Source organism: Octadecabacter algicola, assembly GCF_021532625.1.
Classification (GTDB): domain Bacteria; phylum Pseudomonadota; class Alphaproteobacteria; order Rhodobacterales; family Rhodobacteraceae; genus Octadecabacter; species Octadecabacter algicola.
This window is the reverse complement of record NZ_JAKGAR010000002.1, coordinates 305490-330036: the sequence shown is the minus strand read 5'-3', so window position 1 is coordinate 330036 and position 24547 is coordinate 305490. Positions and strand designations below refer to the sequence as shown.

The window sequence follows — 24547 nt, the reverse complement described above, 5'->3', positions numbered from 1 at the left end:
GGCCTTTTATTATGATTAACTGTTAAGTTCAGTCAGGTTGCGCAGCAGTCAAAACAATCAACACTTCGACTGAAAACCCGACCGAAGTTTCATCGGGATAGGCCGCGCCCATACCAAAGTCGCGCCGATCCAAGGTCGTTGTTCCTGACATCTCGGCAACGCCGTCCGCAATTACAAGATCAAAATCAAGCGTCACGGGCAACGTTTGCCCCACAAGCGTGAGCGTGCCTACAACTGTATGAGCGCCACCGTCAACTTGCGTAATATCGCCCGCAAATGTCGCCTGACCGAACGTCTGGACATCGAAAAACTCCGGTCCTTTGGCTTGGTCAGTAACCGATCCAAGCGTGACAGATGCCGTTTCAATTAGTGCGTTAACCGCGCCTGTTCCGCTGTCAGTGTCATATTCGATTTCAGCCTGCCAATTCGCAAAGGTTCCTGTGACAGGCGCGCCAATTTGCATGACAGTAATAGAAATCGTACCGTCTTGAACGACCCAGCCTCCTGTCTGGGTGGAGGGAGTCTGAAGCGTTGCTTCGTCGTGATTACTCGGGGCAAAAACCGTCAAAGCCCCGCCAAGTGTCACCCCCCAGATAAGCAGGGCCACACCGGCTGGCGCGCGATGCGCTGCGCCGCCAAACTTGGGGTCTCCCGCATCGGTGCCGCGCCACATCCGCGCCAAAGTCGCGTCGCGATCCACCATGGAATGTTTGAGCGCACCGCCGATATGCGCCGCCACCGTCGCGGCTAGCACGATCCCTGCCGCCCAATGCACGTTTGCGGCCGTGTGGGCCAGATCTTCTGACTTCGGCACAAATGGAAGGTTTTGACCAAATGGCCACCAAATCGGCGCAAAGCCGACTTCTGCAGAATGCATCACCCACCCCGACAGTGGCAGCACAAAGATCGAAGCGTAAAGCACCCAATGCGCGGTCTCTGCTGCGAAGGTTTCGACAGCCCGTGTCGGATGAAGTGGCGTTGGGCGCGGCTGCGAAAAAGCCCAAGCCACACGCAGAACAGCCAGCAAAAGCACTGTAACGCCGATCGTCTTATGCGTTGAGTATAGGATTTGAAGGACGTCTACGGTATCGCCTGTTCTCGGTATGAATTTACCCAAGACCCCCAGCGCGATATCGACCAATACGAGGAGCGCAATCGCCCAATGAAAAAATCGCGCTATCGATCCGTAGCGTGTCGCTGTATTTGCAAACATAGCAGTCCCAATATTTTATATGACGATCTTCATTCTTTTCTAGGCAGTTTCCTACTGCCTGTCTGCAAACAGTCGCTGTGCGGATACGCGTAGAAATGGGAAAGTTCAACAAATTCAGGGCGTTTAACTATTAGGGAAGGAGGTAAGTTGGTCCCGCTAAGATTAGGTGCTGCGTCGTTCCGCAGAGCCGGCCTCTGCTCCGTCAGAATGATACGAAGAAAATAGATGTCCGCTTTTGGGAGGCAGCACAACAGCGTGCTTTCTTTCAACGAATGTCCGTTATGGGCCGTTCGTGTCGGTGGTGACACACTCACGACGCGGGAATGCTGCGACCGATCTAATGTCGGCAACGAGCCCGAAGTTACGGATGCTGCATATTGCACGAACGTCCACTATCCGGCGATGGGCGTCGCGAACTTTGCCGCATAAGAAGAAGGCGATATGCCAAGCTGCCTCTGAAACGCTCGGCGCATATTCTCTTGACTGGTAAAGCCAGATTCAATCTGCACGACCGAGAGGAGCGCGCCAGGCTGATGCAATATATTTGCTGCGTGTTCGACCCGAAGTCTCTCAACAAATTGGGCAGGACTGACACCAACTTCTTCAGTAAACCTCCGCGCGAAGTTGCGTTCGCTCATGCCTACTTTGGCAGCCATTTCAGCGACGGAATTACGGTCTTGCAAATCTCCGGCGACTGAAGCGATGAGGTCACCAAAACGTTCCCCTTTGCTACCTGCCTGAGCCGCCAAGGTTCTACTGAACTGCCGTTGGCCGCCGTTTCGAACCATCGGCAGCACAAGTGACTTTGCAATGCGCAGGGCCTCGGATCCTCCGAGATCACGCCGAACCATTTCTAATGCCATGTCGATCCCGGCAGTGACGCCTGCGGATGTCCAGATTCCGTTGTCTTCAACATAGATAGCATCGTCTTGCACTTTCACATCAGGGTAGTCTGTGCTGAGTTTGGCGCTTCCCTCCCAATGCGTTGTTGCAAAGCGTCCAGACAGCAGGCCACTTTCAGCCAATACGAAGGCACCCAAGCATATTGATCCAAGCCGTCTGCAAGTGATGGCGGACTTGCTGATAAAATCACGCAGCGGCTTTGATTGCATGGCCACGTAGGCGCTACTCCCACCGGACACTATTGCGGTATCCCATACAACATCATGGTACGAAGTCAGCGCCGATGTCTCAACATTACAGATGGTGTCGGTTCGCAAACTTCCGCCCACCTCAGACAAGAGATGCACGTCATAAGCCTTGGCTCCGTTTGCTAGCTTGGCATCGCTGAAAACCTGCAATGGACCGGCAAAATCCAACAGTTTGGAGCCTTCAAACAGGAGCAATGCGACCGTCAGGGGTGTTTGTAAAGTTGTGGCGGAATAAGTGGGCATATTGTCATTTATGCCAAACAGTCCTTTGGGCTATCAAGGGAAAAACGAAAAGGAGATATCAAATGCTGGAACTTAGACCGAACTGTGAGTTGTGTGACGGTGACCTACCACCGAACTCATCCGACGCGATGATTTGCAGCTATGAATGCACCTACTGCGCGGATTGTGTTAAGGACATTCTTCAAAATGTGTGCCCCACATGCGGGGGCGGGTTCGTTCAGCGCCCCATTCGCCCTGTTCGAGCTGAGGGAGGACAAACCAACCTTGGATTGTCGAACCGCCCCGCGGGCACTCAACGGTATCATTCCGCGTGGAGTAGTGAACAAATAGAAGCTGTCGTCATGCACCTGAAAGACATTCCGCCGGAAGAACGCTAGAGGATCCAATGCTCCGAAAAGGCAATGGGGCAGTGGTCATGGATCGCGTGAAGCGGACTTTGTATGACCAAACTGGAACGGCAGCAAAGTCCCGCAGTCCGGTCATCTAGCTCGCACCAAATGCTGCACGCTGCGCGAACGTCCGCAATGCGGGCTGCGACCGCAGCATTCAGATGTTGTGACCAACGGCCAGTTTGGGCCGTGAGCGGTGACGCGATCTAGGTAGATATTCCGTGATGCTGCGAAGCGGAGAACGGCTGCTTCGAGCCCAAAGCAGTCGGATGCTGCATCATGTGTAAACGACAACTTTGCTTCCAAGAATTTCCGTCAGCTCCACACGTGACCCACTATGATAAGGCACTCTTTCCACGCCGTTTCGAACTGATATGCTGATTGAAAGCAACTATTCAGCATGGAACTAAGCATTGAAAATCGAAAGCATTCCCGTCTCGTGGTCATCCCCCCAAGTCGCGGAAATGAGCGCATATGAATTACTCGAACACTACGACCTGTATCTGGGTAGAGTGCAGGACTTCCGACAGCTCTATGTGCGCAAAGAAGAGCTCCCCGACATCTTGATCGAGGCCGCGGCCTTCAGATTGGGATGCAACGATCACGACACAGGCCTGTTTGGTTGGAGCCCATGGGACGTTGATGATCCTAGTGTATTTCCAAAGATTGGCCGTTTCCTAGAGAGATGCGGACAACATGAACTTGCAGCTGAGCTCAAAGCTTTCGTGGGTAAACTCTCTCGCTTTTCCCATGAAGAGGTATTGGCCTTCCTCACCCATACAGGTGGGCTGACAAGCGCGAAAAGTGATGCGATCAACGAGGTGGTCGTAAATGGCTTCGATAGCGCCAAGTTCAATGATGAGATGTGGTTGCAAGCCGCGCGTGTCGGGGCCGAGCTCGCGGAAAGCTCAGGCGTATTTCGGAAGTACCCCGATCCTGAAAGTCGTCGCGCTGCAGAGCGAAACATTGTGGAGATGCTGCCCGACTATGAAAGGCGGCAACAGCAAAAGACGATTTGGCGGACTATTCTTCCGTTTCATGAACTTCTTGTCAGTGTTGGAGAACGCTATTTTCATGATCATAGTCTGAAAATCACGCGCCATGACGGAAGTGTGCTTTTTCGCGACGACGCTCACAAGTATGACAATATCCTTGCCTTTGAAGATTTCAGCGAGGTCCACTTGCTACGCTCCACTAAGCGCGAGTGGCTTTGTTGTAGGGTTGAAGACACGGCTTGGCTGGTTGATCCAACGACAGGAAACAAAGTGGCATCTGCACCATGCTCCGCCTCCGAAAACACATAGACAACCTGAACGCGTTCGCAGCGTGTTGGCCAAGTTTAACCGACGCGGTACACTTCAAAGCAGCCATTGGCGCAGCCGCAGCGAAAGCTCACTTTGTCCGCGCAATCTGGCCGTCCGATCAATCAAAATGCTGCGCAAAAGATCAACGTCCGCTTTCAGGAAGCTGCACTGCAACGTCCAGCACAGTCGTGGAGGTCGGCTTTGGGCCGTGATCCGCTATAGTTGCTTCGAGCAGAAATTAAGCATTTGTTATGAATCAGTTAAACCAGCCTGAACCCTTCGATGGTTACTACTTAAATCAGTGGTAACTGCCTCTTATCTTGTTTTTTCTTGCGCCTCACATGCGTAAGAGACCGTTTGCGGCTTCCTAGTTTTTGGTAAACTGCGTTGGCCGATGCTCGGAAATTGTTTCCATTGCGCACGTCAGAAATTCGTTTTTTGGCAGCTCGCGCAGCAACTTCATGGTCAATAATGCGTTCTGGATATTCGCGACCTAATTTAAACTCTACATCATCAATCAAGGTACGCTCCCAAGTCCATGGCGTGTGAATGAAATCGTTTGGCACGCCTCTGAGTTCTGGAACCCATTTTCGGATGAATGCGCCTGTTGGGTCATGCTCTTTTGACTGTTTAACAGGGTTGTAGACTCGCATTGCGTTTATGCCGGTCACGCCAGATTGCATCTGAAGCTGGCTGTAGTGAATACCGGGCTCATAATCCGTAAATAGCTGCGCTAAATGATGCCCTGTGGTGCGCCAATCGAGCCAGAGTTGATAGCTTGCGAAGCTCACCAACATCGCGCGCATCCGGAAGGTGATCCAACCTTCTGACGCAAGGTTGCGCATACAGGCATCGATAAAGGGGTATCCGGTTTGACCGGACGCCCAGGCCTGAAAATGCGCGTCATTGTGTTCGTTTTCGCGCAGACCTTCGAAGGCCGGGTGCATACATTTCGTTTCAATCGATGGCTGGTCTTCGATCTTTTGAACAAAATGACATCGCCACGCCAGTCGCGAGCCAAAAGCGCTTAAATTTCGGCCAAAGGCCTTCTTTTCTAACGGCGATAACTGCGCGCGGCGCTTGGCGAGCGACTGCACGACTTCGCGTACTGACAGGGTTCCCCAAGCGAGATGGGTGGAGAGCCGCGAACAGTGGGTTTCAGACGCGTCTGGGGCTGAGATATGATAAAGGTATCGCTCGGATCGATGCATAAGGAAACTGCGCAAGTCTTTGACCGCCGCGTTTCTTCCACCTTTCTGAACGTGCCCAATCAAAGGTGCGCCAAACAACGCGCACTCTTTATCAGGCAAAGCGTCCGAGGTTAGCGACACCGGCGTGAGCCTTTCGGGCTTTGATTGGATATCTTCACCCATGCGGGTGTTTCTGATCCTCGACCAATCATCACGGCTGCGCAGTCGGCGTACAACTCCGTTGCTTGGAAACTCTCGCAGCTCTATTTTGTGATCAGCGCAAAGCCGCGCCACGCAAAGATCACGTGCATACGTCCACCCGTTCCCCGTTTCTTCATGGGCAAAGATTTGAGTAACGCCAATGTCTCGATGTAATTCGGCGATGACGTCCACGGCCTCACCGACTTTAACAATGAGCGGTTGCCCAAGGTCGGCAAGGCTCTCGCTCAGTTCGGTCAGGCAATCGTGGATGAAGTGCCAGTGACGGCGCGATGCGAAAGGTTGTTGCCAGTATTCAGGTTCGACGATGTAAAGAGGGATCACAGGGCAATCTAATTTTGATGCCGCCAACAATGGCGCGTGATCTTGGATCCTTAGATCGCGTTTAAACCAAAAAATGCAGGGTGGTTGTGGCATCCAAAAGCCTACTTATACACGTCTCTGCGCTCTCCGAACGAGCGTACGCGTTTGCGCCAAGCTTTGTAGCTGCCGCTTTTCAACTCACGTCGCATCAAGGTTTTCACTTGGCTGTCACTGATCCCGTATTGGGCTTTGATGTCGGCAAAACTTGTATGATCAGACAATGCCATCTCAATCACTTCGCTTACGTGGGCGGGCGATAGCTCGGTGAGGTTAGAGCGTTTTGGCATCGGTAACTCCAAGATCTGTTAAGAGTGTCGGGATCATCTTCTTGAGCTTAAAGAAGCCCTTCGTCGCATGGGGCCATATGAGTGCATCATAGGGGCGCAGCTGTTGGTGAAGGGTCATCCCTGCCATTGCCAATTCCCTTTGCAGGCTTTCGAGTTTCGTCGTGATTGGGCCAACAGGTGCAAATGCTGTTAGGATTTGGGTTGTGGCAGCTTGCTCGGCGGCCGCGATCATCGCGGAGGTCCAATCGTACGTCGTGACGACGCTTCCTTGCGCGCTCAAGCGCGTGACTGCATCCGTCACAGCGCCTTGTTTGAATGCGTGGGTTTTTTCCGCAATATCCGGCTCGCGCGGGAGAACGAGCCCAAGCACATCATTCGGTGTTTCGCAAACAAAGCTTGGCTGGCAATCTTCCTCCGTCACCAAAAGTAGGGCGTCACCTTGGACCGAGGGCTGCACAATGTTGAGCGGAACAAATGGATGCTCTTGGTCATCAATCAGGGGCGGCGCTGATTGGGCCAACTGGCCCATCGGATCAAATGCGCCTTGTGTGTATCTTGCGATGTTGGATGGACGGGCCAGATAGGTCTTGCCCTTAGTGTGAAGGCCGCCGACCCAGCGCCAACTGAGTGTATTGGAGGCCGGATCGCCGTCGATGAGGTGCGTCAGGAAGAAATCTGCGCCCAGTTCCCAAGGCAAGCGCAGCGTGAAAATCCAGATCGAAGCAAACCACATGCGGGCGTGATTGTGCAGATATCCGGTTGTTTTCAACTCAAGACACCAATGGTCAAAGCACGCGATCCCCGTGCGACCTTCAATGGCGCTTTGGTAATCGACGTTTCTATGAACGCTCCGGGCTAGCTCATTCTGAGCAGACTGAAGGCCGCGTTGATAACTCACCCAGACACTAGGGTGCTGTTGCATCCAACCTTTAAAATACCCCCGCCAGAAGACCTCTTGGATGAACTTCATGGCGGCCGACGGACTGTGGCGCGCAAGTGTCTGTCTGAGGACCTCTTCCTCGGCAATCAGCCGATGCCGTATCCAAGGTGACAGGGCAGAAACCGTGCTGCGCTGCGCCGGACCAAGATCAAAATTTCGTTGCGACGCATAATGCGTGCCTGTGCGCGATGCGAAGCTTTCCAATCGAGCAAGGCCAGCTTGCCTTGTTGGTTCAAACGCAACGGTTTCGGGATGGTCTGGGAGATCGGCAAATAAGTCTTCTGTAAGGGTCATGCTTGCCCTCCCTGACTGGTGAGAGATTGCGTTGAAGGTCTCGCGCGCCGACAGCGTTCAGAGCAGTATTTGACCTCATCCCAAACCTTTGCCCACTTTTTTCGCCACGCGAATGGGCGTCCACAGGTCACACAGGTTTTTTGCGGCAGATCAGACTTTTTCATTGGCTTGCATCGCATTGAAAAACCGTCGGCTGTCGTCTTGTATCGCTTGACGTTTTTCGTCGCTCATCCGATCAAGGCTTTTGTACATAAAGCCCATGCGTGGATTGCCCCGCAGCTTGCCGTCATTGCGCGCCAAGAAATCCCAGTAGAGATAGTTAAAAGGGCATGCAGTTGGCCCATTTTTGACGGTCGGTTTATATTTACACGACCCGCAATAGTTCGACATCTTGTTGATATAGCTGCCGCTGGCGGCATATGGCTTAGAGGCAAGCAGCCCCCCATCGGCAAATAGGATCATGCCCGAGACATTGGGCAATTCCACCCATTCATAAGCGTCTGCGTAAACCAGCAAATACCATTCGTTGACCTCATCGGGGTGGAGGCCTGCCAAAAGGGCGAAATTCCCAAGCACCATCAGCCGTTGAATGTGATGTGCATAGGCGTTTTGCTTTGTTTCCGTGATGCATTGGCGCATGCAGTTCATCTGCGTGTCCCCAGACCAATAAAACTCTGGAAGTGCGCGGTCTGCATTGAGGAAATTCACGGCCCTATATTCCGGCATCTTCAGCCAATAAATCCCACGCACGTATTCTCGCCAGCCAAGGATTTGGCGGATAAAGCCCTCGACCGCATTCAACGGGGCGGCCCCACGGTGAAAAGCCGCCTCAGCACGTTCAATGCACTCTAGTGGATCTAATAGACCGCAGTTCAGGTAAAGAGCGATATGGCTGTGATACATCCAAGGCTCGCCTTGGATCATTGCGTCTTGGTAATCCCCGAACAGGCGCAAACGGCGTGCGATAAATTCATCAAGCGCAGCCAGAGCTTGATCGCGGGTTACTGCAAAATGAAAGGGAACCAGATCACCGAAATGGTCAGGAAAACGTCTTTCGACAAGGGACATGACATCTTGTGTGATCTCATCTGGCTCAGCCTTGTATGTCTCTGGGACATCCAGTCCATTCGCTGGTGGTTTTCTGTTCTCGGCATCATAATTCCACTGGCCGCCAATCGGGCCATCAGCGTCCATCAAAACAGAATATTTGCGACGCATCTCTCGGTAAAAATACTCCATCCGCAATTGTTTGCGACCGTCGGCCCATTGGGCAAAATCGTCTATCGAACACAGAAAACGATCATCCTCGCGCATCACGACTGGAACAGGCAGGTCATCCCCCCACGCATGAAATTCGCTTAGCAATCGTTGCTCGCCGGGTTTTGTAACGACCAGCTCATTGCACTGGTAAAGGCAAAGGGCCTTTTCGACTTCTCCCAACAACGATCCGCTGTTGTTCGGATCATCATAGGTCACATAGCGGACATTAAAGCCTCGTTGCCTAAGATCGTCTGCGAAATGACGCATTGCGCTAAACACAAAAGCGATCTTTTTCTTATGGTGTTTCACATAAGTCGCTTCTTGGCGAACCTCACACATCAAGATCAGATCGCTCTTAGAGACGCCTGACAAGCTTGATGTTGAAAGGCTTAACTGATCGCCAAGGATGAGCCGAAGTTTCATAAACTGGTGCCCCTAAGCGTCGCAGTTTGGCGTGGTAAGCTGGACCTGCGCCTTGGTCTCCATCACCGCAGAATAGGTACTGCCGTCCGTACGCAACGAAACCGTCGTTCCGCTGATTTCGCTATCGGCGACCGTGATTGCACGGGTACCGATTGTGTCGTCAACATCAATAGTGAAGGCGATTGTCTCGGTCACACCGATGCCGGACATGTCCAAAATAGCGCGCTGATCACCATCTGTGATCAGCGGTTGTGAAGTCAAATATTCCGCACCTACAGTAATTTCGGATGGTTGAAAGACCTCTACGACTGCGCCTTCGTTCGAGACATCAAAGATCAAACCTGCGCTCGAATTCACAAAATCAATTTCAAATTGCCCTGCGCCCAACGCGCAATCACCTACGTTTGTAATAACGAAACGATCTTTTGGCGCGCCTTCAATAAACTCAACCTGCAAATCTGCGGCTGCCGCGCTCGAAAGCGCGACTGCGCTCAAGACGCTGAGCGATAAGGTGAGCTTACTCATGTTTGGCCTCCACAACCGGTTTACTTTCATACGCTTTAACGAGCGGCGTGGATCAATTGGACCTAAATTTAAAGTTACCGATAATAACTGCGATCTGACCAATCGACACGATATGTGCGTTAATGACGGCGCGTAGTCTGCCGGGATGCTGCGCGCATTTACCCATGTATTTCGCAGGCGCGGCGAATGACTACTAAGCGCGCTGCAAGTGCAGCATCTTAATTTGATGACCAACGGCAGCTTTGGGCCGTTCACGTCATTCGACACTAGGGGCGGAAAGCGGACTTTCGCTGCAGGTGCGAGCCGAACTCGCGTTGGCGTTGCAGCCGGATCTTTCCTCCACCCAAATTGAGGTTCTCATTGCACTCCCGTAAGGTGGCAGGGCACCTTAGCAAGTCTAACCGCACAAATAGGAATGAAAAGCAAAACCGACCTAAGGCGGATTGTACCGTTCCAGTTTGGTACCTTATCGCGTCTGCCGTAGCATCACCGGTATCTGAAACAACATGCTCAGCGGGCTGCATGGCAAAGTCATGACCTATGACGGTGAAAACCGTCCGCTGTCGGTCACATGGAACGGGGTGCGCATCGAATATGTTTATGGTGCCGATGGGACCCGTTTGCAGCAGATCACCAACGCGAACACCGCTCAGGAAGAGGTGATCACCTACCTTGGTCCGGTTGAGATTAGGGGAAATCTTGATAATCCGGATTCTGTTTTGGTCTATCCCCACGACAGGGTCCGGCTTGAAGACGGGGTGGAAAGCTATCTGTTCCGAGACCAGCTTGGCTCGCTTGTCTATATCCTCGACAATCAAGGCAACCGTGACCTGCTGCGCGGCTATCAACCCTTTGGCGAGAACTCAGTTGTGGGGAATTGGGACCCGGCGGCGGCGGAAGAAAGTATCGGCTTTATCGGCGAACGTTATGATGCCGGAGCCGGCCTGCAATACCTCAACGCAAGATACTACGACCCAGAACTTGGCCTGTTCCTGCAACCGGACTGGTTTGAGGTATCCCAAGCGGGCGTCGGGACCAGTCGCTATGCCTACTCAGGCAACGATCCGGTCAACCAGCTAGATCCGGGAGGGAATATTTACGGTCTCCTTGGCAAAGCAGTTCAACTTTTTGCAAAAGGAGGAGACTTTGGTGCCACCTTTGCAGGTGCTATCCAGGATACCCGAACTGTTTTCTCGAGAAACGCGACCCTCGGACAGTGAACAATAGCGCTGGGATCTCTGGCGACCGAAATCGGCTCCCCGGTTTCAGCAAGGGATGCGAGAGCCATATCAGAAGCAGCCACTAATACGTTGCAGGCAAGGCGAGCTCCGGACGGTATACCAGCCGATGCTGATCTCGATTTTGGTCCTTCCAATACTGCGCGTTTACCGCAAGACGGAGCAGTTAATCCGATTGCACCGGATCCGCTTCGGACAGATCGACCTATTGGTCAATCAGCAACACAGAATGCACAAGCACAGCAAGACATAGTAGATCTACGAGACCAGGGTGCCTATGATTTCAGGGTGAATCAACAACCGGTCGATGCAAACGGTGACCGAGTGGGCATTGGTCGGCCTGATGTGAGTTGCACATTAAGATGTGGTACTAGACTTCACATTGAATATGATAGCCCCCCTGCAACACGTGCGGAACCACATTCAGAACGGTTACGGGCAAACGACCCCAATTCAATCGTTTGGAGAAGGACAATAGAGTAAAATGTCTACGATGTTCACAAAGTTCTGGCCTATCACTAAAACCCTAGAGTTCCTAAACTGTGACTTGGACGATTTTGTTGATGAATTCATCAAATGGAAATCAATCATCATGTCCCCAGAATCTATCAAGCCTCTGATTTTGGAAAACAAAACAGCGGAGCAGGCGTTCGCGTCATGCCTTCCAATTGTTCATCCTGGCCGGACAAAGCTGCTGGCAATTCAAACAGATTCAAATTGGATCTGCCTAGCCGGCAATGGCAGGGGCGGAAATGAAGGGGATACAACTTTTGATTTTTTCGGACGAGAATTCCGAACGGAAAGGTTAGCGATAGCGTATTCACTTCAAAATGACCCAGGTTCATCGCAATTCTATTATAATAACGAAGCCAATCGAAGACGATATATAGCTGCACACAAAGAGTCGCGTTGGAAGTTTTACAACGAGGGAGAACCTTTCGATTGGGAAAATCTAGATTTATACAAAGAGAGGAAAATCAAGGACCGTTTGCCGCTAGAGGCGTTAGATGACTATTGCTCTGAGTTAGGTGTGCGCCTTTTGGATCCCAATTTTTATGTTGGTAAAGCCGCACTATTCGAACTACCTGGGTTTCCACAAACAAAAGTGATTTCAAGTTCGTTTGGATGCTAACTTGCAGGCGAGTTCGCGTTTCTTTCGTTTTAAATTTAGCAAAGGAATTGAGATATAGATAAGGAAGAGATAGTGCTGCCAACGCCGTCCTCGCATCTAACCTTTGCATAGCCTCACAAATACTAGCTTGAGCTACACATTGAGCCCATCTTACTGAATTTCTGCAACGCCGCGAATGTCCGATCTTTTGAGATAGGTCGTTCGTTGATAGTCTCTTTGGCATGTATATTTCGCGATACCTTGAGACCCCAAGACTCATTCTGCGCCCACTCTTGGCACGAGACGTTTTGTTCTTTTACCGCTTAGTCGGCAACAAGGAAGTTCGGCGATTTCTTGGAGGTCCGGTGCCTTGGAAGCAAAGAATTCCACGTTTCCGGTCCTATCTGCGCAGTCCAGCCGACGTAAGTATTTGGATCGTCCAGACCCGACAATATAGTAAATCAGTGGGGTTGATCGATTTAAGTCCTCACAAAGATGGTGAGGAGTATGAGATCTCGTACCAATTTCATCCAGATGGGTGGGGCAATGGATTTGCTCGGGAGGCAACAGCCTGCGTGGTTCAGCACTCACTTACCGGTTCAAGGTTAGATCGAATTATTGCTGAAACGCAAAGTGCGAACCTTGCATCATGTCGGCTGTTGGAACACCTCAAAATGGTAGAATTGAAACGGCTTCAAAGATTCGGCGCAGAGCAAGTAATTTTCGCAATTCAAAGTTCTGGTACGCATAGCAGTCACTCAGGGGATGAGAGCCGATAGTCGCTAAGTCCCGCACAGCTGCCATCGGTTCGATCACAATGCTGCGCGACCGATCAAGGTCCGCTTCGGGGAAGCTGCACCGCAGCGTCGGTCCAACTCGCGAATGGCAGCTTTGGGCCGTGAGCGCCGTAAAAGGCGACAGTCAATGGCGACGATGCTGCATTGCAAAGACCGGCAGAAATGAGCCCCAGTGACCTATTGCTACTACATGTTTGGATGCCAATTTCGGCTTTCAGATCGAACCGTTTTGTTGGTCTTGAAAAGCAGAGCTCACATCTCGACTGGGCGGCACTCTGAATTTTCTCCTGTAGTCCCGGCTGAAATGCGTTGGGCTTTCATAGCCAACGGAATACGCGGTTTCCGAGACAGACAGGCCTCTTTCAACGAGTGCAGAGCGTGCTTCGATGAGGCGTAGGTCTTTTTGATATTGAATGGGTGTCGTGCCTGTCACCGACTTGAAGTGTTCGTGAAATGAGGACGGACTCATTCCTGCGTGATGAGCAAGATCAGACACGGATATAGACGTGCGAAAGTCATGTCGCAACTTATCAATGGCCTTGGCAATCAGACTTGCATGACTGTCCGCGACCAATAGACGGCGAAGCATCCCTCCGATTGGCGAAAGCAAAAGACGATAGTGAATTTCCCGCAAAATCGACGGCCCTAGAACCCGCGCATCCATCGGGTTCTCCATCAACGCGACATATCTCGTTAGTGGTTCAACCCACGTCGGCTCGGCCTGCCATGTCGACAAGGATTGCGCATTGGCCTCAGCAAGATTTGCCCCAGCGACCTGATCATAAAGGCCGCGAACTACCCCAAAATCGAGAGAGAGAATAACTGCTATATAGGGTTCTTGCTGGTTGGCTTTTGTTATCCGGGACGCAACAGGCAGATCGTGACTGACAACCAGAGCGTCGCCTTGGTTGAGTTCAACATATTGGTCGCCGATAGAAGTGACTTTGCTACCTTGGAGGATCAGGCACAGGACTGGGTCATAAATCGTCGCCTCGATCGCACTAACTTTGTCGCGCCGATAGATGGTCAATTGCGGCAACTTCCACCCGTAGGCGTTATCTGAGGCGCAGTATTTGCGCGCGAGAGTGGTGAGGTGATATAAGTCCATCGGCGTCTCCTTACGTAATTCAGTAACAGCCTCTGAAATGAGAAAATAGCTAATCATTCATCAATTTGGAGAAATAGGCAGATTGTTTGGAGGATACGGTAGGCGCTGGCAGGTAAGTTTGGCTAAGATCAGGGAAACTATAGGAGTGTAGCAATGTCATCTATTCAAACTCAATTTCTCGATCTGACGGCCCACAACGCCCGCTATGACGCTATCGATCCGAACACCACTCTCAAGGGCAGCGCGGAAGGAAAGGTCGTTTTCATTGCTGGTGCCTCAAAAGGGATCGGCCAAGCCACAGCTATTGCCTTTGCTGAGGCAGGAGCAAAAGCGGTCTATCTAACAGCGCGCACAACGACAGCCCTGATCGAGACGCTGGCACTTGTTCAAAAAGCCAACCCGAACACCCAGTGCGCCTATGCGGTGTGCGATGTTACCGATGCTGCTCAGGTCGAGGCGGCAGTGAATGATTGCGTGGCAAAGTTTGGCGCCATTGATGTTGCCGATGCCAATGCAGGCTACCTTGGGCCTTGGGTCAAGATCGGTGAAAGCGACCCGAACGGGTGGTGGCGCAACTGGGAAGTCAACGTGAAAGGATGCTATCATGTGGTTCGTTTCACGTTGCCGCATCTTATCGATAGCGCAAAGAAATGGACTGCGGAGGGCCGAAGCGGCGGCCACCTTATACTTATCTCGTCAATCGGCGCTCAGTTTGTAATGCCCGGCGCGTCGGATTACCAAACGTCCAAACATGCGATCAACCGTCTCAGCGAATTCGTGCAAAGCGATCACGATGAGGATGGGATTAAGTGCTTTGCAGTGCACCCTGGTGGTGTTGCAACGGACATCGGCCATAGCATGCCGGAACACATGCATGAGTATCTGGTCGATGATCCCAACCTTGCCGCGAGCTTTGCCGTTTGGCTCTGCTCGGGCGCGGGGGATTGGGCCAAGGGCCGATATTTGAGTGCCAATTGGGATGTCGGTGAGCTTGGCGCTATGGAATCCGAAATCGTGCAAGATGACCTCTTGGTGAACAGGCTTCGTGTGAGGTCATAAAAACTGTCAAATCGGCGGAATAAGGGGCCCATATGCAATCGATAGATAGGTCAGCTTTGCCCCAAATAGCGGCCCTCCGAACTGTGCTCTGGCCTGGCTGGCGTGCAATGCCAGCTTCGGGGAGCTGCAGCGCAGGACCTGAGCAACTCCTGAATGTCGGCTTACGATCGTGCGCGTCAGCCCAAAGAAACAAGTGCTTAATGGTCAAATTCTTGCCCACTTCTTGTGCTGTTTTCGCTGTATCCGAACCCGAGTGGGCGAGAAAACTATCTGGACTCCTTGATACATGACAACAACAGAAGCGCTAAAAAACCTGTGGTATTCCGCCGTCATCTTGCTGGGTTATTTGGGAGCCTTGGTCGCGGTTCGAATTTCTCATTGGCCTCCTGACACAAGCGGGAGTTCGGGCATCGAGCCAGGTGGATTTCTAAAATTTTTGGGAATTCTGATGTTTGGTTATGTAGCCTATTGCATCTGGCGCTATGTTTTCAGGTCGTTCTATGTGGTTTTTGTAGGGAGCAATCGGTCGCCTGAACGAATGTCATGTTTCATGGCTCTTATCAGCAGCGCACTTCCGAGTGCCTCGATTGTTGCCGTACCAATGGCATTTGCGATCGCATTCAACCTTCCGGATCCCTTTAGATCTTTGCCTGCGATCTTGGTGTTTGGTGCTATCTGGTACGTCGGTCGGTTCGCGAATACCGCCGTTAGTGCTGTGCATTCTGAGTGCTTCTCCGAGTAGATCGCCGGGGTTCGACCAAAGTCGATCTAAAGTCGGCAAGTGGAAACCTCTACGAATGAGCGGTACGTCCGCAGTGCGGACATTCAACCAACTTCAAATCACGCAATGGCCGCGAAAGTCCGTTTGGACCGGCTGCACTGCAGCATCATAGGGGGGGCATGTGAACGGCAGCTATGGGCGATAGTATCGTGACGCACTTTGGGCAGTGAGCGCCGTAATAGGCGACTGTCAATGGCGACGATGCTGCATTGCGGAGAATGGCTGCAATGAGCCCGTTGCGGCCATTCGTGCAGACGACAGCGAACAGCTGCTTTGGGCCCATTTCCACTGATGCTGCGACTTGCACAAACGTCTGGTTCTCAAGTCGTGGCATCAAACCGCGACAGGTCCAGGCCGCTCTCGGGCCTCATTTTCGTCGCGGTTTGTCTGTAGTATTCATACGAACTTGATCCCTACGACGTGGAGATAACAATGCACGACGGCGACGTTCAAGATACACAAGTCGATAAGAAGCGATTTCCGCCGGGTTTCTGGCGGTTGATCTTGGCTGCTGCTGTGATCGGCAATGTTGGCATGTTGATGTTGATCTGGTTCTCTGTACCAGATTGGATTGCTGTGTCTGCGCCTATATTCGCAGTCGGCATCGCCGGAGTGATTATCGAGTACCGGCAAAGGCAAACCCGACGCGGCGAGGATCGGTGAAAACAGAGGTAAATCTTTGCAGGAGGCGTATGATGGTTGATGGGGAGGATAGACCAGCAAGAACACCACATCTCCGTGCTCGGCCAGCGTCCCTAGCCGCAAACCTAATCGGTTGTCATGACCACAGTGAAGTTAGCTGATATTTGTGCGGTTCTACACAAGCAGTCATCTGCGCAATTGCGGCGAAAGCTAACTCAGTCCGCATAACGGACCTTTGGCCCTTCAGTATGCAGCGCACCGGTTGAATGACCGCTTTGAAGAAGCTGCACTGCGGCACGTCTGCTTCATACGAATGTCCGGTAAGGGCCGTTAGTGTCGTGTGATCTCGGTTGATAACCTATGATGCTGCAAAGCGGAGAATTGCCGCTAGAGGCCAATCTGACCGATGCTGCATGTTATAAGAATGTCCGGTTTGCGCGACCTTTTGACTGAAACCCAAAAACACTGTGCATGGTTTTGGAATTGCTAAGTCGTTTTGAGCTGTCGCCAGGCGCTATCGGCGATACCGTCTGGTTTGGCGGACAGTAATCTTAGAGCGTGAAATTGTGATACGATTGCGTAGTCGCTCGGTGCGAGCCGGATAAGCTGCCCTGCTTCCACCCAATTTTGTGCATAGTGATTGGGAATGAGGCCCACGTGGGTTCCTGACAATGCCAGATATGTTGACAGCTCAATTGTGTCTTGTGCCAACCCTTTGCTTTGATCCAGCAACTTTGGATCAAGGTCTTGATCGATGGGGTTAAAGACGAAGCTATGTGCGGAAATCTCTGCCTCAGCCAAAGCTGCCTTGAGTGCTTCGGGATTATCAATCCCGACGCACTCATGGTCTGGCGTGCAGTAAAGCCCGCTTGTTTCTTGATAGAGAGAGATTGCCTCAAGATCGGACGGGATGGTTTCATTTCCTGCGATACCGACGATTGCGATGTCGAGTTGTTCGGCGCGTAATTCTGTCAAACAGTCGAGGAAGTCGTATATTCCAATTTGAATTTTCAGATCAGCATGAGCATGTTTTAAAGTGCGGATGTGATCGACCAAGGGATTATTGGGGTCAGTCACCATACAATCAACAACCCCGAACCGAATGCGTTTGGTGGGTGCTTTGCCGATAACGCGCAAACGGTCCGCAGATTCATCAACACTCGCTAAAAGTCGATTGGCCTCTTGAAGCACGAGAACGCCTTCAGTTGTTAATGAAAAACCCTGCGGCCCTCGGTCTGCCAAACGAAGGCCTAGCCGGTCTTCCAACTTGGCAATCTGGGCGGAGATCGCGGGCTGGCTAATCCCGAGGTTTCCTTGTGCTTTCGCAAATCCACCCGCTTCTGCGACAGCTTGGAAAACCCGCAACAACCGCAGATCAATATCTGAAAGTTTCATACCCTTGCTCCGATCACCGCGCCCAAACATTCTATACGTCGACTCCATGTCGATACGCTTATGCAACCATAACATAATCGATATGGTCAGAAGTTTGGGCCGTGCCTAGCATGAATCGTAGAATCAATCACCAATCCGACACCTAAGGAAAAGACTCATGAAAACCACCACTTCAATGGCGAAAATTGCTGGGCTGCTCATGGTAGCAGGCACCGCGACGCACGCAGAAGAACTGACCATCAGTGCATGGGGCGGCTTCTTTGAAGAGACATTGGCAGCCGAAATCTATCCTGGTTTCACAGCTGAAACAGGGATCGAAGTGCGTTCTATTGCCCAACCCGAAGATTCCACGTGGATGACACAGCTGATGGCGGCCAACCGTGCAGGCCAGGCGCCTGCCGATTTGTCGTTGGTCGTGGACGAAGTGCTGTATCGCGGCAACGAAGTCGGTTTGTGGGCTGAGCTGGACCCAGCCAATATGGCAGGCACTGAGGCGTTGATCGATGGCTATGTGAAACTCAACGATGCTGGTAATGCCTATGCGGTCGGCGCATTGGCCTTCTACACGACGTTCGTCACCAATACCGACTACGCGGCAGATGCACCGGCAAGCTGGGCTGAATTGTGGGAACCGCAATGGGATGGCAAACTTGGTATTGTAACGACACCAAACTCCGGGCTGATCGAAGTAACGGCCAAGACGTTCTTTGGTGGCTACGAGATCATGGAGACGCGTGAAGGTCTGGAAGAAGTAATCGCCAAAATTGCTGAACTCAAACCGCAGGTCAGCCTGTGGTATCGTGACGAAGGGCAGTTTCAGCAGTCTCTTGAATCAGGGGAACTGAACGCTGGTCTGTATTACCACGATGTGACCATGCTTTCGATTTGGGACGGTCTACCCGTTGCGTCGACCTTCCCAACCGAGGGTGGGATCGTGTCGGACGCCTATTGGGTGGTTCCCGCCGCATCCGAAAATATCGCTTCGGCTGAGCAGTTCCTTGACTACATGAGCCGCCCAGAGGTTCAGGCGCAGATGGCCTTGACCATGGGCGTGGCGCCGATCGTGCCGCGCGACAGCCTTGATCTGTCGGATGAAGATTTCGCCGCCGTCAGCAGCGACATTGAGCCGATCCGTGTTCAAACGCACATCCACCTTCGCGAAGGCGATTGGTTGGAAACTAAGTATCAGGAAATGATTGCTCAATAAATGATCCAAGTGGCGGGGTAGGTTTCGCCTCGCCACATGATGACGGCCACGCAATGGGGGGGTCATGTCCAACTTACAAATCACCAACCTGAGCAAGTCGTTCGGCAATCACGTCGCTCTGCGCGATATATCTATTGAAGTGGCATCGGGCGAATTTATTTGCCTTTTGGGCGGTTCTGGCTGCGGAAAGACGACGTTGTTACGCCTGATCGCAGGACTAGAAACCCATGATCAGGGTACGCTTTTGTTGGGCGGCAACGACCTGACCCCAATTCCGAGTCACAAACGAAATATTGGAATGGTGTTTCAATCCCTCGCACTGTTCCCGCACCTCAATGTTGGCGACAATGTTGCCTACGGCATGCGTCTTGCGGGGGTATCCAAAGACAAAGCCGGGCCGCGTGTTACCCAACTGCTCGATATGGTCGGGCTATCGGGGCTGGAAAAACGCTCAGTTGCGGCTCTGTCGGGGGGGCAACGCCAACGGGTGGCCATTGCTCGAGCGCTGGCCCTGAAACCGGACGTGTTCTTGATGGATGAGCCGTTTTCCGCATTGGATGCGGGCCTGCGAGACCAAATGCAAGAAGAGGTCAAACGCATCCAGCGCGACCTTAGCGTTACGACTGTTTTCGTCACCCACGACCAACGCGAGGCCATGGCGCTGGCGGACCGGATCGTTGTCATGAATGGTGGGATTATCGAACAGGCGGGCGCACCCGATGAACTTTATGCACGGCCAACGTCGCGTTTCGTTGCAGAATTTATCGGCATCAACAATATATTTGAGGTCAGCGGCAACCCCACAATCGCCGTGCGCCCTGAAGCCATATCTTTGGCTACGTCGGGCCAAGGCCTTAGTGGTCGGATCACGCGTCAACGCCGCCTTGGTGCATTGATGGAACGCGAAATCTTGGTCGGCACCCAAATCGTGCACCAAAGTGAATTTGCCGATCAAGGTACCCACCTTGAAGATGGCGCAGAGGTCATGGTGTCGTGGTCTGACGACAAAGCATGGGCCTTGCCGCAATGACGCCTGCACGCACATTCGGCCCTCGTTTGATAAGCGGTCTGGCCTTTGGCGTCATGGCAGTGTTCTTTGTGATCCCACTGATCTTCATGATTGTCGTCAGCTTTTATCAACCGGACCCGATGGGGTTCTATAAGGTTGATTTCGTGTGGGAAAACTACGCAAAGTTCTTCTCAAGCTTCTATTACAAAGTCTCATGGCGCTCGCTGTACTCCGCGATCTTCGGGGCCGTTCTGGTGGTCGCCTTGGCCTTTCCATTGGTCCTCGCCATTTCTGACGTGTCGCGCAAATGGCAGCTGTTCTGGATCATCCTGCTGCTGTCACTGATGTGCTTCAGCGAAGTCATCATCGGCTTTGCATGGCTGATCTTGATGTCCGAAAGCGCGGGCGTGCCGCGGTTCCTTGAGTGGGTCGGGCTATGGGCCGATCCTCGCTCTCTCTCACCCAGTTTTGGCGCGATGATGATCGGCCTTGTATACCTTGGCTTTTCGATCGTTTCACTGATCCTGTACCCCTCCGTCGCGCGCCGTGATCGCAGTATCGAAGAGGCCGCAGTAACCCTCGGGACTCCGCCCGCGATGGTCTTCTTCAAAGTCCTGCTGCCGACGTTCCGCACGTCTTTGATCTCGGTCACACTCACTATGTTCGTCTATCTCCTTGGAGTCTTCGTCATGCCGACAATGCTTGGCCGTCCCAAAGACTGGACCATGACGGTGATCATCAGTGACAAGGCGCTTGGCGATGCCAATCTGCCGCTTGGAGCGGCGCTGGCCGTGGTCATGTTGATTGTGACAGTTGTCGTTTTGCTCATTTCGGCGCTGGCAACGCGAGGGAGGCAAACATGACGTCCCTGCGCAACGCTTATTTATGGCTGATTGCTGCCATGCTGATTGCGCCCTTTGTGATCGTTCTGGGCGTGTCGATTGGTGCATCCAAGAACATCTCATTTCCTCCAGAGGCTTTGTCGCTTGAATGGTACACGGAACTTTTGACGGAATCTGAGTGGCTGCTCGCCATCGGGAGATCGTTGTTCATCGCGCTGTGTGCCGGCATCATTTCCACCACGCTCGCGCTGGCCATCAACTATGTGTTATGGCGTACGGGCTCGGGGTTTGCGAAACTGACCTTTGCGCTTGGCCTCGGCCCGTTCCTGTTGCCCCCGATTATCCTTGCGCTTGGTGCAAGCCTGTTCTGGGCCGAAGTGGGTTGGTACGGGCGTATGGAGGCAACGATTGTGTCCCACGGAGTGTTCTTCGTCACGCTGCCGCTGGTCATTATCGCACGCGGGTTCGCTGCTCTTACTGACGAAGTTGTCGAAGCAGCCCAAACCATGGGCGCAACCCCCATGCAAGTGTTTCGGACCGTCGTCTTGCCGCTGATTGCGCCCTATGTGCTGACGGGTTTCACGCTGGTGGCGATCATCAGTGTCAACGAATACCTGATCGCTAATATGATCTCTGGCTTTGTAGTTGAAACCCTACCGATCAAGATTTTCAACAACGTGCGCTACGGCTACTCGCCCGTGGTTGCAGCCGCCTCCATGCTGTTTGTCGTGTTAACGGTGACGGGGCTTCTAATTTTGTCACGTGTGACCGATCTGGTGGCGCTTTTCGGAACAGAAAAGGACGAATGATATGACTGAACTGACACGGCAAAATCTCGAAGATATCTTGCTCGGCGCGGTCATATTGGGCGCAGGTGGCGGCGGTGATATCCGTGAAGGCATGGCGTTGATTGATCGGTGTCTGGCAGCGGGCAAGACGTTTGATTTGGTCAGCGTAGATGATGTCCCCGACGACGCGCTCATTTGCACGCCCTATCTGCTTGGCGCGATTTCCCCGATGACGCCCGAAGAAGAACAGCTTTATGCGGGACTTGCCCCCACGGATCAGCACCCGATGCTGCAAGCTTATGTTGAATTTCAGAATCATTTGGGTCAGGAATTCTACGGCACCACCGCTTGCGAGCTTGGCGGCTCCAACACTGCCGCTGCCTTTTTTCCCGCTGCAATGAACGGGCACAAAATCATCGACGCAGACCCCGCAGGGCGCGCAGTGCCCGAGATCACCCATTCGACCTATTATCTCGCAGGGCTGCCAGCCGCACCAATCTATGCAGTGAACCAATTCGGAGAGTCGTTTCTGATCGACAAAGTCAAAGACGACCAGCGTGCCGAAACCCTTGTGCGCGCCTTGTGCCAGGTCAGCCGCAACGACATTGCTGCAATTGATCACGCGCTGCCGATGCGGGACCTGCGCGGCGTTCTTATTCCGGGCACAATATCCAAGGCGATGAAGCTTGGCGAGGTTTGGCGAGAGAGCCTTGCATCAAAAGGAAATCCCGCATCGGCAGTCGCCGTAGCCGGAAAGGGCGCAATTGTGTTCGAGGGCGTTGTGGAGCACGTGACCTACAAAACCGATAGGGGCTTCACAGTCGGTCAAATCGATATTGTGGCGCCGAGCGGCGAAACCATGCGCATCAGCGTCAAGAACGAGAACATGGCCTGCTGGCTGGACGGGGCGGTCTACGCGACGGTTCCCGACCTGATTTGTCTGTTTGATACCGACAGTGGTGCGCCCATCGCCAACCCTGATTGCTGCGCTGAGCAAACGATCGCTGTCGTGATCCTTCCGGCCCCCAAGCAATTCTTAACGGACGAGGGGCTTTCGATATTTGGGCCAAAATACGCCGGTATCGATGCAGTTTTTCGCACGCCCTTATTAACTCAATTAGAAACTGGCGCTGTGTAATACTAGTTCGGCAGCACGATAGCAGACATTGGTCTCAGCAAGTGCAAGGTCAGCTTTTTTCCGCAAAGCGGCCAATCATATTCTCAACTATGAATGACCGCTGCGAGAAGTGGCTTGCCGTTGACGGACCAAAACGACCTGACAAGAAATGAACGACAATGTGTTTTCACTCCCTCGACCCGATCAACCGCGAGCAGGTCAAATTCTGCTAACGGTTTTTTAATGAAATCGACGCCCGTTAAATGCAACCAAAAGCTGTCATACATATGTCAGTCTGAGCTTGTGCCATCTGATCTTTTTGCCACCTGAAAAGAGACCATGCGATAAACAAATTCTTGAAGCTTCTGCTCTTCCTCAGCCGTCAGCTTGACTTGGAATTTTGCCGTCCTGCCTTGTCTGCAAAGATTCCAGTCAACGACCGCCGCAGAAACCAACGCGAATGTATCGGCGGAGGAAAGCCATCGTTGCTTAGGTTGGCGAATTGAGAGAATCCGAGGCGTTCGTAGAACGCACAGGCCTCAGGGTTCGATGTTTCAAGCCAAGCCGAGTGACACCCCCGGGAGATGCTAAGGTCCATAGCCCGCTGCATCAGATCACTACCGATCCCAGTCCGGCGTTGGTTTTTCGAGACCCACAACATGTTCACGCGTAACCAGCCGTAAGACGTTGTGCCTGCCAAACCCGCAATCAACTCCCCGTCAGGAGAGCTCACGACAAGATTGATGCTGTCAATCACGCCCTGATCGGACAAGCCACGTAAGTCCGCCGACAACGCCGCAGCCAAGGATTTTAAGAACGTTGGGTCGGCGGACGCGTCTTCAATCATGGATTAGGCCAACCATGTTCGATAGTCGCTAACCAGCAGATGGGCCGGATCTACATCTTCTTCAATCGTTGCAAACCGCCCTATCGGTTCGCGGAAAATGTTGTCGGTTTCGTCGTCATTTACGGTCGAAACTTCACCGATCAAAACATCGCCGCCGTCCCCCCAAAACGCATGCCAATCGCCGGGCATTAGCGTCACACTTTCACCTGGGGCAAGGCGAAGTTTTTCACCCGGTCGAAAGTCTCTTTGGATGCCATCACAGAACACAGTGCCACCCTTAGACTCGTCAAAGTTTCCGTCAGAATCTGACCCGAACAATTCGACCACAAGCGTCGCCCCGCCACGGTTGATGATGTCCTCGGCCTTTATGACATGCGTGTGCATCGGGCTGAGCTGGTCTTGCTTTGAGATAAGCAGCTTTTCCGCATAACACATGCCCCCGCCGCGTTGCAGGTCTGCCAAACGGCCGTTGCGCAGCGTAAACAAAAACAGGCCCATCTTGTCATAATCGCCCGCGCCGTAGTCGGTAACATCCCATCCACATCCCGCATCAATCACATTCTTCGCGTCGGATTTTCGCGATTTGAACTCATCCGGCGTCCAATATGCGAACGGCGGCAGCACAAATCCGTGCGACCGCATCATGTCGTCAGACTCTTCGATAATATCGTTAATGCGTGAGCGTTTCATGTTGTTGCTTCTCCAGACGTCGCCGTCGCACACTGCCCAATCAGAGAGGGCGAACGACTCAATTTCAACCGACTGTAAATTAATTTCTTGTGCACCGAAACCGGTTTCGGTTAGC

General features: G+C 52.6%; 24 protein-coding genes and 1 pseudogene. 12 read left to right on the top strand and 13 right to left on the bottom strand.

Annotated features, from left to right (window positions below):
* Nucleotides 1-28: 28 nt before the first annotated feature.
* Both L0666_RS08405 and L0666_RS08400 read right to left on the bottom strand, forming a co-directional pair.
* Nucleotides 29-1213, bottom strand: a complete 1185-nt coding sequence (locus L0666_RS08405) for a cytochrome b/b6 domain-containing protein (protein ID WP_235260308.1) — start codon at nt 1211-1213, stop codon at nt 29-31.
* 392 nt (nt 1214-1605) lie between these two features.
* Nucleotides 1606-2607, bottom strand: coding sequence for a GlxA family transcriptional regulator (locus L0666_RS08400; RefSeq protein WP_235260304.1), 1002 nt, complete (start codon nt 2605-2607; stop codon nt 1606-1608).
* 62 nt (nt 2608-2669) lie between these two features.
* On the opposite strand from L0666_RS08400, the gene L0666_RS08395 reads away from it, so the two are divergent.
* Entirely contained in the window at nt 2670-2984 is a 315-nt protein-coding gene (locus L0666_RS08395) for a DUF1272 domain-containing protein (protein ID WP_235260301.1), read from the top strand.
* Nucleotides 2985-3409: 425 nt separating this feature from the next.
* Complete coding sequence (locus tag L0666_RS08390; RefSeq protein ID WP_235260299.1) at nt 3410-4300, top strand: hypothetical protein; 891 nt, start codon at nt 3410-3412, stop codon at nt 4298-4300.
* 293 nt (nt 4301-4593) lie between these two features.
* Here L0666_RS08390 and L0666_RS17360 read toward each other — a convergent pair whose 3' ends face one another.
* The 7 genes and pseudogenes from L0666_RS17360 to L0666_RS08355 all read right to left on the bottom strand — a co-directional run bounded on the left by L0666_RS17360 (nt 4594) and on the right by L0666_RS08355 (nt 9801).
* Entirely contained in the window at nt 4594-5397 is an 804-nt protein-coding gene (locus tag L0666_RS17360) for an FAD-binding domain-containing protein (protein WP_235261401.1), read from the bottom strand.
* A 336-nt stretch (nt 5398-5733) separates the two neighbouring features.
* Nucleotides 5734-6126: pseudogene (locus L0666_RS17355) on the bottom strand (deoxyribodipyrimidine photo-lyase); the annotation flags it as partial.
* An 8-nt stretch (nt 6127-6134) separates the two neighbouring features.
* Nucleotides 6135-6359, bottom strand: a complete 225-nt coding sequence (locus tag L0666_RS08375) for a TIGR03643 family protein (RefSeq protein WP_235260297.1) — start codon at nt 6357-6359, stop codon at nt 6135-6137.
* A complete protein-coding gene (locus L0666_RS08370; RefSeq protein WP_235260295.1) occupies nt 6343-7593 on the bottom strand; it encodes an FAD-binding domain-containing protein in 1251 nt (416 codons plus the stop codon). The genes L0666_RS08375 and L0666_RS08370 overlap by 17 nt, the downstream gene beginning before the upstream one ends.
* A complete protein-coding gene (locus tag L0666_RS08365) occupies nt 7590-7757 on the bottom strand; it encodes a DUF2256 domain-containing protein (protein ID WP_235260293.1) in 168 nt (55 codons plus the stop codon). The genes L0666_RS08370 and L0666_RS08365 overlap by 4 nt, the downstream gene beginning before the upstream one ends.
* A complete protein-coding gene (locus tag L0666_RS08360; protein ID WP_235260288.1) occupies nt 7744-9276 on the bottom strand; it encodes a cryptochrome/photolyase family protein in 1533 nt (510 codons plus the stop codon). The genes L0666_RS08365 and L0666_RS08360 overlap by 14 nt, the downstream gene beginning before the upstream one ends.
* A 12-nt stretch (nt 9277-9288) precedes the next feature.
* Entirely contained in the window at nt 9289-9801 is a 513-nt protein-coding gene (locus L0666_RS08355; RefSeq protein ID WP_235260286.1) for an aggregation factor core, read from the bottom strand.
* Between the two features lie 533 nt (nt 9802-10334).
* On the opposite strand from L0666_RS08355, the gene L0666_RS08350 reads away from it, so the two are divergent.
* From L0666_RS08350 to L0666_RS17395, 3 genes are all read left to right on the top strand, one after another.
* A complete protein-coding gene (locus tag L0666_RS08350; protein WP_235260284.1) occupies nt 10335-11021 on the top strand; it encodes an RHS repeat-associated core domain-containing protein in 687 nt (228 codons plus the stop codon).
* A 502-nt stretch (nt 11022-11523) separates the two neighbouring features.
* Nucleotides 11524-12171 (top strand): hypothetical protein, encoded by a 648-nt coding sequence (locus tag L0666_RS17405; RefSeq protein WP_235260282.1) that lies wholly within the window; start codon nt 11524-11526, stop codon nt 12169-12171.
* A 221-nt stretch (nt 12172-12392) separates the two neighbouring features.
* Nucleotides 12393-12929 (top strand): GNAT family N-acetyltransferase, encoded by a 537-nt coding sequence (locus L0666_RS17395; protein WP_418887983.1) that lies wholly within the window; start codon nt 12393-12395, stop codon nt 12927-12929.
* A 232-nt stretch (nt 12930-13161) separates the two neighbouring features.
* Here the strand turns inward: L0666_RS17395 and L0666_RS08340 are convergent, their stop codons facing one another.
* Nucleotides 13162-14055 carry an AraC family transcriptional regulator gene (locus L0666_RS08340; RefSeq protein WP_235260280.1) on the bottom strand — a complete coding sequence of 298 codons (894 nt, stop codon included), beginning with the start codon at nt 14053-14055 and terminating at the stop codon, nt 13162-13164.
* A gap of 153 nt (nt 14056-14208) precedes the next feature.
* Here L0666_RS08340 and L0666_RS08335 point away from each other — a divergent pair, with 153 nt between their 5' ends.
* Both L0666_RS08335 and L0666_RS08330 read left to right on the top strand, forming a co-directional pair.
* Entirely contained in the window at nt 14209-15114 is a 906-nt protein-coding gene (locus tag L0666_RS08335; protein WP_235260278.1) for an SDR family oxidoreductase, read from the top strand.
* Between the two features lie 1213 nt (nt 15115-16327).
* A complete protein-coding gene (locus tag L0666_RS08330; RefSeq protein ID WP_235260276.1) occupies nt 16328-16558 on the top strand; it encodes a phage holin family protein in 231 nt (76 codons plus the stop codon).
* Between the two features lie 465 nt (nt 16559-17023).
* Here L0666_RS08330 and L0666_RS08325 read toward each other — a convergent pair whose 3' ends face one another.
* A complete protein-coding gene (locus tag L0666_RS08325) occupies nt 17024-17932 on the bottom strand; it encodes a LysR family transcriptional regulator (protein ID WP_235260274.1) in 909 nt (302 codons plus the stop codon).
* Nucleotides 17933-18089: 157 nt separating this feature from the next.
* On the opposite strand from L0666_RS08325, the gene L0666_RS08320 reads away from it, so the two are divergent.
* From L0666_RS08320 to L0666_RS08300, 5 genes are all read left to right on the top strand, one after another.
* Nucleotides 18090-19139: an ABC transporter substrate-binding protein gene (locus L0666_RS08320; protein WP_235260273.1), complete on the top strand. Its 1050-nt coding sequence runs from the start codon at nt 18090-18092 to the stop codon at nt 19137-19139.
* 64 nt (nt 19140-19203) lie between these two features.
* Entirely contained in the window at nt 19204-20169 is a 966-nt protein-coding gene (locus tag L0666_RS08315; protein ID WP_235260271.1) for an ABC transporter ATP-binding protein, read from the top strand.
* The gene (locus tag L0666_RS08310) at nt 20166-21011 is read left to right on the top strand and encodes an ABC transporter permease (protein WP_235260269.1); all 846 of its coding nucleotides are present in this window, start codon (nt 20166-20168) and stop codon (nt 21009-21011) included. Before L0666_RS08315 ends, L0666_RS08310 begins: the two co-directional genes overlap by 4 nt.
* Nucleotides 21008-21799 carry an ABC transporter permease gene (locus L0666_RS08305; RefSeq protein ID WP_235260264.1) on the top strand — a complete coding sequence of 264 codons (792 nt, stop codon included), beginning with the start codon at nt 21008-21010 and terminating at the stop codon, nt 21797-21799. Before L0666_RS08310 ends, L0666_RS08305 begins: the two co-directional genes overlap by 4 nt.
* Nucleotide 21800: 1 nt before the next feature.
* Nucleotides 21801-22916, top strand: a complete 1116-nt coding sequence (locus L0666_RS08300; protein WP_235260263.1) for a DUF917 domain-containing protein — start codon at nt 21801-21803, stop codon at nt 22914-22916.
* Between the two features lie 361 nt (nt 22917-23277).
* On the opposite strand, the gene L0666_RS08295 is transcribed toward L0666_RS08300, so the two are convergent.
* Together L0666_RS08295 and L0666_RS08290 are read right to left on the bottom strand one after the other, a co-directional pair.
* Nucleotides 23278-23742, bottom strand: a complete 465-nt coding sequence (locus L0666_RS08295; RefSeq protein WP_235260262.1) for a GNAT family N-acetyltransferase — start codon at nt 23740-23742, stop codon at nt 23278-23280.
* Between the two features lie 3 nt (nt 23743-23745).
* Nucleotides 23746-24432: a D-lyxose/D-mannose family sugar isomerase gene (locus L0666_RS08290; protein WP_235260260.1), complete on the bottom strand. Its 687-nt coding sequence runs from the start codon at nt 24430-24432 to the stop codon at nt 23746-23748.
* Between the last annotated feature and the right edge of the window lie 115 nt (nt 24433-24547).

Bases quoted from the DNA above. Each gene is read 5' to 3' on its own strand.
- L0666_RS17395 (WP_418887983.1), top strand. From the start codon at position 12,393: ATGTATATTTCGCGATACCTTGAGACCCCAAGACTCATTCTGCGCCCA.
- L0666_RS08355 (WP_235260286.1), bottom strand. From the start codon at position 9,801: ATGAGTAAGCTCACCTTATCGCTCAGCGTCTTGAGCGCAGTCGCGCTT.
- L0666_RS08300 (WP_235260263.1), top strand. From the start codon at position 21,801: ATGACTGAACTGACACGGCAAAATCTCGAAGATATCTTGCTCGGCGCG.
- L0666_RS08365 (WP_235260293.1), bottom strand. From the start codon at position 7,757: ATGAAAAAGTCTGATCTGCCGCAAAAAACCTGTGTGACCTGTGGACGC.
- L0666_RS08320 (WP_235260273.1), top strand. From the start codon at position 18,090: ATGAAAACCACCACTTCAATGGCGAAAATTGCTGGGCTGCTCATGGTA.
- L0666_RS08395 (WP_235260301.1), top strand. From the start codon at position 2,670: ATGCTGGAACTTAGACCGAACTGTGAGTTGTGTGACGGTGACCTACCA.
- L0666_RS08340 (WP_235260280.1), bottom strand. From the start codon at position 14,055: ATGGACTTATATCACCTCACCACTCTCGCGCGCAAATACTGCGCCTCA.
- L0666_RS08305 (WP_235260264.1), top strand. From the start codon at position 21,008: ATGACGTCCCTGCGCAACGCTTATTTATGGCTGATTGCTGCCATGCTG.
- L0666_RS08295 (WP_235260262.1), bottom strand. From the start codon at position 23,742: ATGATTGAAGACGCGTCCGCCGACCCAACGTTCTTAAAATCCTTGGCT.
- L0666_RS08375 (WP_235260297.1), bottom strand. From the start codon at position 6,359: ATGCCAAAACGCTCTAACCTCACCGAGCTATCGCCCGCCCACGTAAGC.
- L0666_RS08310 (WP_235260269.1), top strand. From the start codon at position 20,166: ATGACGCCTGCACGCACATTCGGCCCTCGTTTGATAAGCGGTCTGGCC.
- L0666_RS08370 (WP_235260295.1), bottom strand. From the start codon at position 7,593: ATGACCCTTACAGAAGACTTATTTGCCGATCTCCCAGACCATCCCGAA.
- L0666_RS08330 (WP_235260276.1), top strand. From the start codon at position 16,328: ATGCACGACGGCGACGTTCAAGATACACAAGTCGATAAGAAGCGATTT.
- L0666_RS08325 (WP_235260274.1), bottom strand. From the start codon at position 17,932: ATGAAACTTTCAGATATTGATCTGCGGTTGTTGCGGGTTTTCCAAGCT.
- L0666_RS08360 (WP_235260288.1), bottom strand. From the start codon at position 9,276: ATGAAACTTCGGCTCATCCTTGGCGATCAGTTAAGCCTTTCAACATCA.
- L0666_RS08335 (WP_235260278.1), top strand. From the start codon at position 14,209: ATGTCATCTATTCAAACTCAATTTCTCGATCTGACGGCCCACAACGCC.
- L0666_RS08405 (WP_235260308.1), bottom strand. From the start codon at position 1,213: ATGTTTGCAAATACAGCGACACGCTACGGATCGATAGCGCGATTTTTT.
- L0666_RS08400 (WP_235260304.1), bottom strand. From the start codon at position 2,607: ATGCCCACTTATTCCGCCACAACTTTACAAACACCCCTGACGGTCGCA.
- L0666_RS17405 (WP_235260282.1), top strand. From the start codon at position 11,524: ATGTCTACGATGTTCACAAAGTTCTGGCCTATCACTAAAACCCTAGAG.
- L0666_RS08315 (WP_235260271.1), top strand. From the start codon at position 19,204: ATGTCCAACTTACAAATCACCAACCTGAGCAAGTCGTTCGGCAATCAC.
- L0666_RS08350 (WP_235260284.1), top strand. From the start codon at position 10,335: ATGACCTATGACGGTGAAAACCGTCCGCTGTCGGTCACATGGAACGGG.
- L0666_RS08290 (WP_235260260.1), bottom strand. From the start codon at position 24,432: ATGAAACGCTCACGCATTAACGATATTATCGAAGAGTCTGACGACATG.